A 15,275-nucleotide genomic window follows, 5' to 3' on the forward strand; every position below is an offset into this window, starting at 1 on the left:
CTTGTGATATTATGATGGCACTGACTATCAACGACGGATTGAGGGGGAAGCTGATGGTGAAAAAAACGCCACTGAGCGCCTATTTGAAGTTAATTGAAATTCGCTCTAAATTGATTTCTATTTTTCCGTGCCTCACCGGTACGCTTTATGCGTACTGGCGCTATCACCAAGTCCATCTTGACTTATTGGTGGTGTATTTCATTGCGATGTTGCTATTCAACATCACAGAAGACACCAATATGAACTATGAAGACTATAAGCGTGCGCCAGAGGCCACCGTCGCTGACTACCGGCGGCATGTTAACATTATCGGCAAGGCGGGTTTGAGTCTCAAAGCGGTGCAGCGTTTCATCGCGGTAATGTTTCTCATATCGGCCGTGCTGGGGGTGTGGTTGACCGTAAAAACAGGCTGGCCGTTGTTGGTGATGGGGCTATTTTCTTTTGTGGTTGGCTATTGTTATGCTGATGGCCCCTATCCATTGTCAAAAACCCCGACAGGTGAATTCTTCTCTGGGTTCACCATGGGGTTTGTGATCTATCTGTTGGCAGTGTATGTCAACGCGTTCGATGTGATGACACTTGACTGGCGTTCGGTTGGCCAGGTATTGATTGCCAGTGGGATCTTACAGGCGACCACGGCCAATATCATGTTGGCCAACAATATTGCCGACGAGCGGGAAGACTACACGCTGGGACGCAAAACGATCTTATATTATTGGCATCGATCCGGTGCGATCCGCCTGTTTATTGGCTTATACTGGTTGGGAATCGGAAGTATGAGCGTGGCGGCTTTTCTGGGTTGGCTGCCACGCTTGACGTTGTTGACGCTGCTAAGTGTGCCGTTGGTGGTCCAACAGGCGCGATCTTTCATCGCGAAACCGAGCAAAACAGAGACCTTTATCGCCTCGGTCAAGATTAACGTGATTCTCGCTGGGATCCAGCTGGTGACGATGGGGTTGGGGATATGGTTGCGGATCTGAGTGATTATTTCCTGGGAAATTAATGGAGGCTATCATGCGCTGGCAATTACCACAAGGGTCGCAGCCCGCTTATCTGCGGGTGATCAACCTGATTACCAATAGCATCGACGCTGGGGAATTATTGCCCGGTGAAAAATTGCCGGCCGAGCGGGCGCTGGCAAAGCAACTGGGGCTCAACCGCTCGACCATCCAGCACGCGCTGGCCGAGTTGGTCAGCGCGGGGATGTTGGCGCGCCGTGTCGGTAGCGGAACGTGGGTGAACAGCGACAAATGGGGTGTGGCGACGCCAACACGCTGGCACGATTATCTCTCGACGAACCGGTTGCTGGGTCCTGATCCGTTCACGGTGCGGCTGGCCAGGGTGCGCCAAGTTGCTGACGCGATCAACCTGGCAGACTCGACGATCACGAGCCAGTTGGCCTTGCCACTGGCACCACAGGGACTATCGGTGGCGGCGTTGTATGCCCAAGAGCGGCGCGTCGATATCACAGGCGACCCGATGCTCAAAGATACGGTGGTGGCACGGTTAAGGCCACGGCTGGGGCAACAGCTGACGGCAAGCCAGGTGTTGATCACATCCGGGGCCCAGCAGGCGTTTTATTTGTTGTCGCAAGGGCTGTTGTCTGATGGGGACGCGATCGCGGTGGCCTCGCCGTCGTATTTTTATCAGCTGACCTTGTTTCAAGCGGCGGGGATCCGGATCTACGGCGTGCCGTTGGTTGATGGCGAGCTGGATCTGCAGGCGCTGCGTGATGTTTATCACCGCCACCATGTGCGCTTCTTATTCGTCGATCCCACCGGGCAAAATCCGACCGGGACGACGATGAGCCTGGCGGCCAGGAAGCGACTGTTGGTGACGTGTCGCGCGTTGCATCTGCCGCTGGTCGAAGACGATCAGCTGGGCATCAACGCCGCCTTGGGCCAAGCGGCACCGCCGGCTTTATATGCGTTGGATCCGCAAAATGTGTTGTATATCGGGACCTTATCACCGCTTTTAGGGTCACATACGCGTATCGGGTGGCTGATCGCACCGCCGGGGGTCACGCAACGCTTGGCTCAGATCCGCCAACAGATGGAGGCCGAGCTGAGCGTTTTCCCGCAGCAGTTAGCGGTGTTGTTGTTGCAACAACCTAACTTGCAACAGGCACTGGTTGCCCAGCAACGCCAGCTTCAAGAGCGGCAAGCGGCGCTCGCGGCTGCCTTGGCGCCTGCGGTTACGGCAGGTCAGATCAGCTATCAAGAACCGCAGGCAAACAACCATTTTTGGGTCACGATCCATTGCGACCGGCAGCTCAAGGCGGCAGACTATCAGGCGTTTTTGCAGGCCAAGGTGCTGGTGCGGCCGGATTTCTTGTTTGGGACCCACCACAACCAGTTGCGGATGAGCTTCGCCCATTTTTTGCCGCAACAAAGTGCCGCCTTGCAGACGCGGTTGGCGGCTGTGTTGACGCAACTGTGTGACTAGCTTATCCTGAAGAAAAATTGAATGAGGTGACTTATGGTTGATCAAGTCGATTTTAAGAACGTTTCAACGATCGGACTAGAATCTTCTCCCAATGCGGTGGCGTTGGCCGGGTTGCGGGCCAACGAAGCCCGCTATTTCTGGAACAAGTACAAGCTTCCTTTTGTGACTGAACCCGCTGCTGACAGGGCGGACCTTGTTGCATATGTCGAGAAGATCTTGGCAGAACGCGAGCTGCATTTTGCCGCCAAGCCCCTTGAAGTCAGCCAGCTGGAAGTCCAAGGTGTGCGCTGGACGCATGTGTTCTATGAAGACGGTCTTGAGATCAACGTGTTGTACACGTTGGCGGCTAGTGGCAAGCGCGCCGTCGGGATCAAGTTAAGCGACGGCATGGCGGTGCCGGCTGAATTAGAGGGCAAGTTCAAGTTTGCCCGCCAAAAGTCTAAGCTGGCCGGCACCATTCGTGGTAGTTTCTTCGTGATCAAAGGAGAATACTAGGTGACTGAGGTGACAAAACTGTTCGTGGCGTTTACGCAGATCATCATGCGATAATGAAGTTAAGCAATCATGAAGGAGCGTGATCTTATGCGTAAGGCGATCATCGGGATCGTTGTGTTAGTCATCGTCGCATTCGGTGGGTATAAGGCTTATTCGTATTGGAACTCGACATATAACGGCACCACCAACTATGCCGTTGTGCCGGAGCCGGTCAAACATAAGTCCAAGACCGATGGCGGTGGCGACTACAAGAAAAACGGTCAGCAAGTGTATTACTATAGCTATGATTTCACCTGGGCTGATGCAGACGGCAACGTCAAGCATGTGGCCTGGGACTCTGCTGAAAGCACCAATCCGACACCGCTGACACCAGGCAGTTACGTGACCGCCAAAGTCTCGGCCAAGCGCGTCACCAAAGGCCTGCACACCGTCGCCAAAGCCGATGTCCCTGCGGCCGCGTTAAAAGCGTTAGAATAATCGGAAGATAAAAACAGCGAGCAAGTCGATTTTTGCGACTTGCTCGCTGTTTTTGTGGCTATGGTTAGCGACAACTCTCAGCGATGGCACGGATGTCTTCTGGTGTCGTGCGGCAACAGCCACCGATGATGCTGGCGCCGGCTTGTTGCCACTGTGGGGCGAGGGCGGCAAAACTCGGCGCGTCAGGATTAGGCTGCCAAGACTTATCGGTGGGATCATAGCGATCGCCGTTATTAGGATAAACCACCAGCGGCTTGGCGGTGAGCGGCCGCAGGGTGGCCAGTGTCGCAGAAATGTTGGTCATTGCGGTGCAGTTGATGCCGATGGCGCCGATTTGGTCACTGGCGTTCAACAGCTTGCAGACGGTGGCAAGCGGTGTGCCGTCGCAGAGACGGTCGTGGTATTCTCCGCCGGACAACGACGCCCAGGCGGTCATGGCCGGGAATTCGTGGTGCAACAGCCCGACTAGCGCCTGCAGTTCTTGGATGTTGGGCATGGTTTCTAGCGCGAAGAAGTCGACACCGGCCGCGGCCAACAGTTGCAGACGGCGGCGGTGGAAATCGCAATACTGAACGCCGGTGAGCGCATAGTCGCCGGTGTACTCACTCCCGTCGGCAAGATAAGCCCCATAAGGCCCGATCGAACCGGCGATCAATAATTCACCGGCGCGCTCGGGATGGGTGGAGAGGTATTCGCTGCGAGCCTGTTGGGCGAGCACCACGGTTTGTTGGATAAGATGATCAGATTCCGTGTCAGCCAGCCCGAGTTTGGCGAAGGCTTGCGGATTGGCTTGATAGGAATTAGTCGTCGCGATGTTGGCACCGGCTTCGAAATAACTGCGGTGAACGGCGACGACAGCTTGCGGATCGGAGAGCAAGGCCATCGCTGACCATAAGGCGTTATTGGTGTCGACGCCGGCTTTTTCCAGCTCGGTCGCCATGGCGCCGTCGTTGATCAAAACGCGGTGATTTTGAAGCAAGTCATTGAATGTGGGCATAAGCTAACCTGATTTCTTCTTTTACTTTCACTGGTCATTAATGTTAATCTAATTATCGACTGCGCGCAAACTGTGGCAATAAATTAGGAGAAGATATTTTGGCCGAACATACACAACTGGAACGAAAAATGGAATCGCGACACCTATTGATGATTTCTTTAGGCGGCGTGATCGGAACGGGGCTGTTTCTGAGCTCCGGCTATACGATCCATCAGGCGGGCCCGATCGGTACCATCCTCGCTTATGCGATCGGAGCGGTGGTTGTGTATCTGGTGATGTTGTGTCTGGGCGAGCTGTCGGTGGCAATGCCGGAAACGGGATCGTTTCACGTCTATGCAGACAAGTTTATCGGGCCTGGAACCGGCTTCACGACCGCCATCTTGTACTGGCTGACATGGACGGTGGCACTGGGCTCAGAGTTCACCGCCGCCGGGTTGATCATGCGCACCTGGTTCCCGCACAGTCCTTCTTGGCTGTGGAGTGCTTTGTTCATGGTCGTGATCTTCACCGTCAATGCGTTATCGGTGCGCTTTTTTGCCGAGGCGGAATTCTGGTTTTCGAGCATCAAGGTGATCGCAATCATTGCGTTTATCGTGTTAGGGGCGCTAGCGATCGTCGGGATCTTGCCGATGGCAGGCGGCAAAAGCGCGCCTGGTTTGCATAATTTAGTCAAAGACGGGCTGTTTCCGACGGGATTCAAAGGCGTATTCACGACAATGTTGACGGTGAATTTTGCGTTTTCTGGCACTGAGCTGATCGGGGTCACCGCCGGGGAGACCAAGGATCCGGAACATAATATTCCTAAAGCGATCCACACGACGTTGTTGCGGTTGATTATTTTCTTCATCGGCAGCATCTTTGTGATGGCGGCCTTGATCCCTTGGCAACAGGCCGGCGTGACGAAGAGTCCGTTCGTCTTGGTGTTTGAAAGCATTGGCTTACCTTATGCCGGCGACATCATGAACTTTGTGGTCTTAACGGCAATCATGTCAGCGGCCAACTCGGGGTTGTATGCCTCAACGCGGATGCTCTGGTCGCTGGCCAACGAAGGGATGATCAGTCCCAAGTTTGCCCGGACCAATCATCGTGGGGTCCCGTTGCGGGCGCTTTGCATCAGCATGGTCGGTGGGATCTTGGCGCTGTTATCTAGCGTCGTTGCGGCAGACACCGTGTATCTGGTGTTGGTATCGATCTCCGGCTTGGCAGTTGTGATCGTCTGGATGGTCATCGCGTTATCTGCGTTGAACTTCCGCAAGCGTTGGCTGGCAGAAGGCCATCAAGTGTCTGAGCTGAAGTTCAAGATGCCTTGGTATCCGGTCGTACCGTGGTTGGCGTTTGGCATGAGTCTGCTGTCGTGTGTCTTGGTGGTGTTTGATCCCACCCAGCGGCCATCGCTTTATTATATGGTGCCGTTTGTACTGCTGTGTTATGGGTTTTACTACGCACGGGAATATTGGCGGCGGAAACGTTTGTAAGAAAGGTGAGGTTGAGCGAGGGCTCACCTTCTTTTTTTGCGTCAAAGTACGATTTCAGAAAATTTTGTATTTGCTGTGACAAAAGGTGACAAAATCGATTGTAGGTCTTAGCTAACGTTGCTATGATAGACACATCAATTAGAAAAATATATTTTTAAATAAATTCCGCCGGGAATAATCTGTTTAGCACTGTAAGGTCATAGGGTGCAAATGGCTTCCGGTGTATTTTTTTACCATTTTTTCTGAGAAAGGGGCGCCACCATGAAGAAAATAGCCTGTTTCATGCTCACGGTAGGCATGATGTTACTGATACTAGCCGGTTGTGGTCAAAGCAAGAGCAATAAAAAGACTATCACGATCGGCATCAGTGCCTATCCTGGGTGGTATACCTGGTACGCCGTTCAAGGGTTTAAAGAATTTGAGAAAGCGGGGGTCAACGTCAAGCTGGTATGGTTCAACACCTACAGCGACTCCCTGACCGCCTATGATAGCGGCAAGCTCGACGGTGTTGCCGCCGCCTTGTGTGATACGATCCCCAGCCGTGAAAAAGGGATCGCTTCCAAAATCGTCTTGATCAATGACAACTCGGCAGGGGCTGACGGGATCGTCGCCAATAAGAAGTACCACAGTCTCAAAGATCTAAGAGGCGCCAAAGTGGTTACCGAAACTGGGACGATCGAGCATTTCTTCTTGCTAACGGCGTTGCAGCGAGCGGGCCTGAGTCAAAAGGATGTTAAGTTTACTAACATGACGATGGACAACGCTGGCACGGCAATGATCGCCAATCGAGCTGATGCCGCCGGGTTGTGGCAGCCGTCGTTGGGGTATGCGCTGAGCAACAAGAAGAATCATCTTCTTTATAGTTCGGCTAACATTAAAGGACTGATCCCCGATGTGTTGATGATGCATGCGAATGTTGTCAAACATCAGCATAAAGCAGTCAGCAAGATCGTGACCGCGTACTTTAAAGGGATGAACGATTATGCCCAACATCCTAAGCAAGGTATCGCCTATATGGCCAAAGGGGCTGATCTCAGCACGGCTGATATGGCGACTGCGATGAAGGGATCACATCTGTTTTCTGTCAATGATAACTATGCGGCGCTTCACTCGACGAAACAAGACTATACCAACATTAATTACACCCTGCTACAGACGGCTCAGTTCCTCAATCGGTACGGGATGATCAAGCATCAGTTGACGACTGCGGCGCCGAGTTTTGATACGGAGTTTGTCGATAAACTGCAGCAAGAAGATCATCATTGGCGAGTGCTCAACACTAAAACAGGGCAAACGCATGAATAAGGCATCCGGTTATTGAGAGGTTAAAGGAGTGATCACGTGAGAATTCATCAAACCATTTCAAAGCGATTGTATTGGAGCATCGCCATCGGCGCGTTCCTGTTACTTTTTATCGGTTGGCAAAGTATCTGTACCTTCGGACACATTCAGGCGATCTTCATGCCGACGCCGCTATCTGTTTGGCAGGCCTTCATCGGTGGGCTTAAAGATGGCACGATCGTTGCCAACACGGTCATCAGTGTAGAACGTATCCTGCAAGGTTTCTTACTAGCTGCTGTCATTGGGATCCCGCTAGGTTTTCTCGCCGGCCTGTATACGCCGCTTGAAGCCTTGATCTTGCCATTATCGGAATTCTTCCGCTACATGCCAGTGCCAGCGTTTGTGCCGCTGATCATGATCTGGGCGGGGATCGGCGAAGCCGCTAAGGTGATCGTTATCTTGTTAGGGGTCTTGTTCCAGATCATTCCTATGGTCGTCGACGATGTTCGGGCGACGCCGCAGAACTATATCGATGCTGCTTATACCTTAGGTGCCAATCAGCGCCATGTGATCTTTGGCATCGTATTACCCGATTCATTGCCGCGCTTAATGGACACGCTGCGGATGATCCTTGGCTGGGCGTGGACTTATCTGGTGGTAGCTGAACTGGTGGCTGCTAACTCCGGGCTCGGATATGCCGTTTTGAAGGCGCAACGGTTCTTGAAGACCGATGAAGTCTTCATGGGGATCTTGGTGATCGGGGTCTTGGGATTGATTACAGATCGGCTCTTTGCCTTCATCAACGGCCGCTTGTTTCCTTGGACAAATTGAAAGGATCGATGATTATGCAACATACATTTAAACAGCACGCCAAAATATCATTGGAAAACGTCACGAAACAGTATACCAGTCGCCGGCATCAAACCTTAGCGTTGCGTAATGTCGACCTAGCGATCAAAGAGAATGAATTCGTTTCGATCGTTGGCCCTTCTGGTTGCGGCAAATCCACCATGCTACGCATGATCGCAGGACTCGATCATGCTTCCAGCGGTTCGGTAACGATCGATTCGTCTGCGATCACCGCACCAGGACCTGATCGCGGGTTGGTATTTCAGGCGTACTCCTTGTTTCCGTGGATGACGGTGGCGAAGAATATTGAGTACGGGTTGAAGATGAAGAAGATGCCACGTATTCGCCGTAATGTCGTGGTCGATCACTATTTGGAGAAGATGGATTTGCAGCAGTTCAAGAATAGTTATCCCAACGAATTATCAGGGGGGATGCAGCAACGTGTCGCCATCGCCCGCGCGTTAGCCAACACGCCAGAAGTGCTATTGATGGACGAGCCATTTGGGGCGCTTGATCCGGCGACCAAAGGGAATATGCAACTTTTGGTTCGGGAGTTGTGGCAAGTCGAGAAGCCAACGGTGATTTTTATCACACATGATATTGAAGAGGCTGTCTTTATTTCCCAGCGGGTCATCGTGATGAAAACGCATCCCGGTGAAATCGTGGCGAACATGCCAGTCGATCTGCCTTTAGGGCGCGAGCTGACTCTCAAAAACAGCTCAAAATTTAAACGGCTGGTGACAGAGGTCAAGACGACCTTGGCTGCTAATCACAGTGCTATCGGTGAAGCAATTTAGATGTTCATAGATGAAAGGACTTGGAGACAATGGAATTAATCACAACAACTAGTGACTTAAAAGTAGATGACGCACGGCTGAATCAGACGATCTTGTCGGGTGACGGGTATTTCGGCCTTGTGAAAGCGGGGGAGACACTACGAATCACTGATATCGGTGGAAACCAAAGTGCTGACACCACGTTCTTCATGGCAGATGATCCTGCAGATCACTTCAGTGCGGTGCAAACACTGACGGCCCAGGCTAAATTCTACCTGACGACGGGAACGATCCTCAAGAGTGAAGCAGGGCGGAATATGGTGACGATCACGGCTGATACGGTTGGTAGTCACGATACACTCGGCGGTTCCTGCTCGGCCCAAAGTAACACGGTACGCTACGCGTTGGCAAAGCGCTATATGCATAATTGTCGCGACACATTCATGAAAAAAATTGGCGAGTATCCAGGCGATTACATTTTTTCTAAGCGTGATCTCGCGCCAAATATCAATTTCTTCATGAACGTGCCGATCACCCCAAGTGGGGATCTCGACTTCTCTGATGGGATCTCCCATCCGGGGGCTTACATTGAAATGCGTGCGGAACATGATGTGCTGTTTTTGATGAGTAATTGTCCTCAACTCAATAACCCATGCAATGGCTGGAATCCAACGCCGGTTGCAGTGACGATTTGGGACTGAGTACGAAGCACTATATGAAAGGAGCGGTCGCTATGACCCCAATTTATTCTGAAATTATCCGTCCAGGTGAGAAATTTTCGACAAGTTTTGGTCGCAATAAGTATCTGAGGTTCACTGCACAAGGGCCGCAAGCTAACTTGGCGATCAACTTCTACAACAGTCATGATACTAGCGAGCGCTACAATATGCCGGATAGCTTAAAGGCCCAGCATACCGCATATCTGACCACTGGGAACACTGTGATGAGCGATGATGGCCGCGTTTTGGCGAGCTTCGTCGCAGATTCTTATGGCTGGCATGATACGGTGACGGGGCTGACGACCGCCGCTTTGACCAGGGCCAAATATGGGGAGTCGACCTATCAAGAGTATAAGAACGATTATTATACCAACGGTTATGACAACTTCTTGAAAGAGCTGATGCGTTCAGGGATGACGCGTAGAGATATGACGGCAAACATCAATCTGTTTTCGCGAGTCGATTTTCAGGCTGATGGCAAGATGGTCTATAACGACGCCAAAGACTCGACCGGCACCGCGGTAACCCTACGACTGGATATGGATGTGATCGTGATCTTGTCCAATACCCCTAACAGCCTCAATCCCAATCCAGAGTATCCGGCGACGCCTATCTTGATGGAAGTATTTTCCGGGACGGCGGCTGATCTCAGTGACCCGGTAGTACAACACAGTCCAGAAAACTATCGGGCTTATGAAAACACGTGGCAGTATCAGGCATTCACCGAATAATATCGTTGAATCTTGAGGAGGGAAAAGTCTATGTTTAAGCGAATATTGATTGCTAACCGTGGTGCGATCGCAGTTCGCATCGAACGCACGTTGCGCCGGATGCACATTCAAAGCATTGCCGTGTATGCTGATGCGGATGCAGATAGTCTCCATGTGCAAAATGCTGATGAAGCGTTATGTCTTGGTAAAGGCGGTCCGCAAACCACCTACTTGGATGGTGAGAAGATTATCAAGCTCGCAGAGGACCATCAGATCGATGCTATCATTCCGGGTTATGGGTTTCTGAGCGAAAATTCAGCATTTGCAAAGGCGTGTGAAGACCACCATATCGCCTTCATCGGGCCGCGTTCAGGCATCATTCATGACTTTGGCCTCAAGCATATTTCGCGTGATTATGCGCAAAGGGCTGAGGTACCCTTGTTGCCACATTCAGGTTTGTTATCCTCTCTGGAAGAAGCGTTGGCGGCTGCGGACAAGATCGGTTATCCGGTTATCTTGAAATCCAGTGCGGGCGGCGGTGGCGTTGGCATGCAAATATGTCAGACGCAGGCTGATCTTGAGACTAGCTTTACCCGGGTGCGGCAAGAAGCAGAAGCCAATTTTGCCAACTCAGAAGTCTTCTTAGAAAAGTACATTCAACTGGCGCGCCACATTGAAGTTCAGATCTTTGGTGACGGTCACGGCGACGTGGTTGCGATCGGTGAGCGTGATTGTTCATTGCAGCGACGCAATCAGAAAGTTGTCGAAGAAGCGCCAGCACCAGACTTGCCTGAAAACTTGCGGGTCGCGATGCATCATGCGGCGGTCGCGCTGGCTAAGCAGGTCAATTATAACAATATCGGGACAGTCGAATTTATTTACGATGTTCATGGTGCGGCCTTTTACTTTTTGGAAGTTAACACCCGAATTCAAGTCGAACATGGGATCACCGAAGAAGTCTATGGGGTCGATCTCGTTGAGTGGATGGTCCAAGCGGCAGCGGATCCTGATTTTACATTGCCACGCCATCATTTTACGGCTAATGGGCATGCGTTTGAGGCGAGACTGTTTGCAGAAGATCCACAGCATCATTTTATGCCGACGACTGGTAAAGTTGATGCGTTCGACTACCCCAAAGATGTACGCTTTGACACGTGGTTGACACGTGGGCTGACAGTGACACCTTACTTCGATCCGATGTTAGCCAAACTGATCGTTCATGGTAAGGATCGGAAGCAGGCGATCGCGCGAATGCAAGACTTGTTAGCACAGACAAAGCTTTATGGGTTGCAGACTAACCTGCATTATCTGGCCGCAATCTTTACCGATGAACATTTGCTACAGGTGACCTATCATACCAGCTTTTTGAATACGTTCAAGACCTTCGAGACAACGATTGCTGTGCTCGATGGTGGGTTTCAAACGACTGTTCAAGATTACCCTGGTCGCACGCGCTTGTGGGGTGTTGGCGTCCCGCCAAGTGGACCAATGGATGCCTTATCATTTCGAATTGCGAACCGCCTAGTCGGCAACTCAGACGCGACGGCGGGGTTGGAATTAACACTAAAAGGTGGACGGTATCAGTTCCGTAGTGCGATGACCATTGCGATCACCGGGGCTGATATGCAGCCGACGATCGATGGTAAGCCCGTTTTGATGAATCGGCCACTGGCCGTTGATGCTGGGTCAGAGTTGGCATTCGGTACCGCTCAAGCGGGGATGCGCACTTACCTAGCCGTGGCTGGCGGCATTGATGTGCCAGCCGTGCTTAATAGTCGTAGTACCTTCACATTAGGTAAATTTGGCGGTCACAATGGTCGTGCCTTGCGCGTCGGGGATGTGTTAAACGTCAAGCCACAATCAGCGATAGGGATGGCACCACAGACACGAGAACCGCTGGTAAGTACCCACACCTGGGACATTGCAGTGATTCCAGGGCCGCATAACACGAATGAATTTTTTGCGCCGCGCTATTTGGAAAAATTCACCCAGACAGCTTGGCGAGTGCATTTTGATAGCGACAGAACGGGCGTTCGTCTAGTTGGCCCGACGCCGGATTGGCAACGTGAAGATGGTGGTGAGGCGGGTTTACATCCCTCTAACATTCACGACAACGCCTATGCGATCGGGACGCTAGACATGACCGGCGATATGCCGATCATTCTCGGCCCGGACGGCCCCAGCCTTGGTGGATTCGTTTGTCCAGCAACAATCGCAAGCTTTGATCTGTGGAAGATCGGCCAACTCAAGCCAGATGATACGATCAACTTTAAGATCGTCACCGTTGAAGAAGCGACCGCTCAGCTTGAACGCCAAGAGAAGCTGTTGGCGGCAATGGATATTGCGACGTTATATCATCAAGATTATCAAACGGCAAAGCTTCCTGACGATTATGCGCTGAGTTACCATCAAGCCGATCATGCGTTGACGGTGCGGCTCGATGGCGACAGTAACTTGTTGTTCGAATTTGGTGAAATGAAGATCGATGTTTTGGCCAGAGCAAGAGTGCAACTTATTTTTGAGGCGTTGAAAAAAGCAGCAGTGCCAGGAATCTTGGATCTGACGCCCGGGATTAGGTCACTACAGGTCCATTTTGACCCGTTGCGTATTCAACGCCATGCTGTACGACAACGAGTGCTGGCGATCGATGCGGATATTCACGATGTTGAGCATGCAAAGTTCGCTTCACGGACGATATATTTGCCCCTTTCTTGGCATGACGAAGATACGATCAAGGCAATGCGTAAATATCAGGTCAATGTCCGGCCGGATGCGCCATGGTGCCCAGATAATATCGAGTTTATTCGACGGATCAACGGGCTCAAGCAGATCCGTGACGTTCAGAAAATTATTTTTGACGCAACATACTTGGTATTAGGGTTGGGGGATGTGTATCTCGGTGCACCAGTGGCGATCCCGTTGAACCCGCAACATAAACTTGTGACGACCAAGTATAATCCTGCGCGACCTTGGACACCGGAGAATGCGGTCGGTATCGGCGGGGCATATATGTGTGTTTATGGGATGGAAGGCCCTGGCGGCTACCAGATGTTTGGCCGGACGACGCAGATGTGGAATTTATTTGCCGACACGGACTATACCAGTTTAGACAAACCGTGGCTTTTGAATCTGTTTGACCAGATCCGCTTCTATCCGGTCAGCCATGATGAGTTGATGCAGGCACGTCATGATTTCTTGCGCGGTAAGTTCAAGTTACGCATTGAAAAGACAACGTTTGATGTTGCGGCCTATTTAGCAAAATGCGCCCGCCACGCAGATGCCAATCAAGCGTTCAAGCAGCATCAACAGGCTGCCTTTGAGGCGGAGCGCACTGATTGGGAACAAAAAGGGTTGCTTGAGTATACGGCACCAGAATCCCAACATGTTGCCGACGCAGAATACTGGGATGGCCCGACTAGTGATTGTGAGATCCCTGGGAGCGTCTGGAAAGTGCTCGTCAAAGTCCACCAGCGCGTTAAAAAGGGAGACCCCGTCGTCGTTCAGGAGAGTATGAAAATGGAGATTACCTGCACAGCGCCAAATGATGGCGTGGTTGAACATGTTTTGGTTCAGCCTGGCGATCTGGTTCAACCCGGGGACACTTTAGTGCAATTCGAAGGAAGTGGTGATTAGATGCAATTACCCGAAAAGTTAACTTATGCATGGTTGCGAAAACAGTATCTCGCAGACCCTACTTGCGTGAAACCGATCATCACTGCCCTACAAGAAAAAGCAGCGGAAGAAGATCGTGATAATGTCTGGATCCGGCGGCTAACAACGCAAGAACTAGGAGTCTATTTAGACAATTTGCAAAAACTCAACGTCGAAGATTATCCGCTATGGGGGATTCCGTTTGCCATCAAGGACAATATCGATCTGGCTGGGATCCCAACAACTGCAGGGTGTCCGGATTACAGTTATCTGCCGAGGCATAGCGCGACGGTCGTGCAGTTGCTGACAGATGCTGGGGCGATCCCACTCGGTAAGACTAATCTTGATCAGTTTGCCACCGGACTAGTCGGCACGCGAAGTCCATATGGTGCGGTACACAATAGCTATGATAAAGAAATGATCAGTGGCGGCTCTAGTTCAGGCTCAGCAGTGGCGGTGGCATCAGGTAGCGTGGCGTTTGCATTAGGAACCGATACCGCGGGATCTGGCCGAGTACCAGCTGCTTTGAACGGACTGTTCGGCTTCAAGCCACCGCGCGGCGCGATATCCAATGCTGGCATCGTCCCGGCTTGTGCATCACTCGATTGTGTTGCGATTTTTGCAAAAGAATTGAAGCTGATCCAGCAGGTCTACGAAACGGTTGCGGGGTTTGATTTACAGGATCCATGGTCACGTGTTCGCCCGCAAAAGCCGGGAAAGTTGACCAATGTCTTCATTCCGAAAGAAGAGCCCACATTTTTTGGACGCTACGTCAGCGATTTTGCGGCTGGTTGGCAGCATGCTAAACAAACGCTTCAGGGCAGTAAGTACCCATTAAAAACATTACCATATGGACCATTGGCACGCAGCGCGGCACTCCTCTATGAAGGACCGTGGGTTGCTGAACGTTACGCGAGTTTGGCCGGCTTCATTCAAGACCATCAAAATGCTTTGTTGCCAGAGATCGCGTCGATATTGATGAGCGCACGGGCCCCTGAGCAAACCGCAATCGCGGTTTTTCAAGGATTACATTATCTCCGTTCGGTGCGTCAGCAGCTTTTCTCGACGCTGACTGACGGGGTCCTTGTCACACCGACCGCAGCAGGCGTATGGTCGATCAATGATGTTCAAGCTGATCCGATCGGTAAAAACGCAGATATGGGTCGATACACGAATTTCTGTAATCTACTAGATCTGGCTGCGTTAGCGGTGCCTGTGGCACAAAAAGGTTTTCCGTTCGGAGGAACTGTGTTCTCTCGTCCGGATCAAACCAAGTTATTGTTTGAAACAGCAAAAGTCTTTGCTGAATGATGCGTTAGTCGGTGTTACCGTGTCGTAAGCGGTGGCACCGACTTTTTGCTTGCACAAAAAGACGCCACCCTGCGCTGGGTGGCGTAAGA

Annotated in this window: 13 protein-coding genes; 12 read left to right on the plus strand and 1 reads right to left on the minus strand. The window is 51.6% G+C overall.

Annotation, left to right across the window (positions count from 1 at the left end; all coding sequences use genetic code 11):
* The first annotated feature begins 53 nt into the window (after positions 1-53).
* The 4 genes from ACYVRB_RS07670 to ACYVRB_RS07685 all read left to right on the plus strand — a co-directional run bounded on the left by ACYVRB_RS07670 (position 54) and on the right by ACYVRB_RS07685 (position 3,417).
* Positions 54-980, plus strand: coding sequence for a 1,4-dihydroxy-2-naphthoate polyprenyltransferase (locus ACYVRB_RS07670; RefSeq protein WP_461214568.1), 927 nt, complete (start codon positions 54-56; stop codon positions 978-980).
* Positions 981-1,014: 34 nt separating this feature from the next.
* Positions 1,015-2,445, plus strand: coding sequence for an aminotransferase-like domain-containing protein (locus ACYVRB_RS07675; RefSeq protein WP_461214569.1), 1,431 nt, complete (start codon positions 1,015-1,017; stop codon positions 2,443-2,445).
* 33 nt (positions 2,446-2,478) lie between these two features.
* Positions 2,479-2,940 carry a phage tail protein gene (locus tag ACYVRB_RS07680; RefSeq protein ID WP_461214570.1) on the plus strand — a complete coding sequence of 154 codons (462 nt, stop codon included), beginning with the start codon at positions 2,479-2,481 and terminating at the stop codon, positions 2,938-2,940.
* Between the two features lie 87 nt (positions 2,941-3,027).
* Positions 3,028-3,417, plus strand: a complete 390-nt coding sequence (locus ACYVRB_RS07685) for a DUF1093 domain-containing protein (RefSeq protein WP_461214571.1) — start codon at positions 3,028-3,030, stop codon at positions 3,415-3,417.
* 64 nt (positions 3,418-3,481) lie between these two features.
* Here the strand turns inward: ACYVRB_RS07685 and mmuM are convergent, their stop codons facing one another.
* Positions 3,482-4,414: a homocysteine S-methyltransferase gene (gene mmuM / locus ACYVRB_RS07690; protein ID WP_461214572.1), complete on the minus strand. Its 933-nt coding sequence runs from the start codon at positions 4,412-4,414 to the stop codon at positions 3,482-3,484.
* Positions 4,415-4,542: 128 nt separating this feature from the next.
* On the opposite strand from mmuM, the gene ACYVRB_RS07695 reads away from it, so the two are divergent.
* The 8 genes from ACYVRB_RS07695 to ACYVRB_RS07730 all read left to right on the plus strand — a co-directional run bounded on the left by ACYVRB_RS07695 (position 4,543) and on the right by ACYVRB_RS07730 (position 15,186).
* Positions 4,543-5,889 (plus strand): amino acid permease, encoded by a 1,347-nt coding sequence (locus tag ACYVRB_RS07695; protein ID WP_461214614.1) that lies wholly within the window; start codon positions 4,543-4,545, stop codon positions 5,887-5,889.
* 261 nt (positions 5,890-6,150) lie between these two features.
* The gene (locus tag ACYVRB_RS07700) at positions 6,151-7,194 is read left to right on the plus strand and encodes an ABC transporter substrate-binding protein (protein ID WP_461214573.1); all 1,044 of its coding nucleotides are present in this window, start codon (positions 6,151-6,153) and stop codon (positions 7,192-7,194) included.
* A gap of 36 nt (positions 7,195-7,230) precedes the next feature.
* Positions 7,231-8,001, plus strand: coding sequence for an ABC transporter permease (locus ACYVRB_RS07705; protein WP_461214574.1), 771 nt, complete (start codon positions 7,231-7,233; stop codon positions 7,999-8,001).
* A 14-nt stretch (positions 8,002-8,015) separates the two neighbouring features.
* Positions 8,016-8,816 carry an ABC transporter ATP-binding protein gene (locus ACYVRB_RS07710; RefSeq protein WP_461214575.1) on the plus strand — a complete coding sequence of 267 codons (801 nt, stop codon included), beginning with the start codon at positions 8,016-8,018 and terminating at the stop codon, positions 8,814-8,816.
* Positions 8,817-8,845: 29 nt separating this feature from the next.
* Entirely contained in the window at positions 8,846-9,496 is a 651-nt protein-coding gene (locus ACYVRB_RS07715) for a DUF1989 domain-containing protein (protein ID WP_461214576.1), read from the plus strand.
* A 32-nt stretch (positions 9,497-9,528) separates the two neighbouring features.
* A complete protein-coding gene (locus tag ACYVRB_RS07720) occupies positions 9,529-10,245 on the plus strand; it encodes an urea amidolyase associated protein UAAP1 (protein WP_461214577.1) in 717 nt (238 codons plus the stop codon).
* 30 nt (positions 10,246-10,275) lie between these two features.
* Complete coding sequence (gene uca, locus ACYVRB_RS07725) at positions 10,276-13,857, plus strand: urea carboxylase (protein WP_461214578.1); 3,582 nt, start codon at positions 10,276-10,278, stop codon at positions 13,855-13,857.
* Positions 13,858-15,186, plus strand: a complete 1,329-nt coding sequence (locus ACYVRB_RS07730) for an allophanate hydrolase (RefSeq protein ID WP_461214579.1) — start codon at positions 13,858-13,860, stop codon at positions 15,184-15,186.
* Positions 15,187-15,275: the final 89 nt, after the last annotated feature.

This window comes from Lacticaseibacillus boliensis (genome assembly GCF_054784775.1).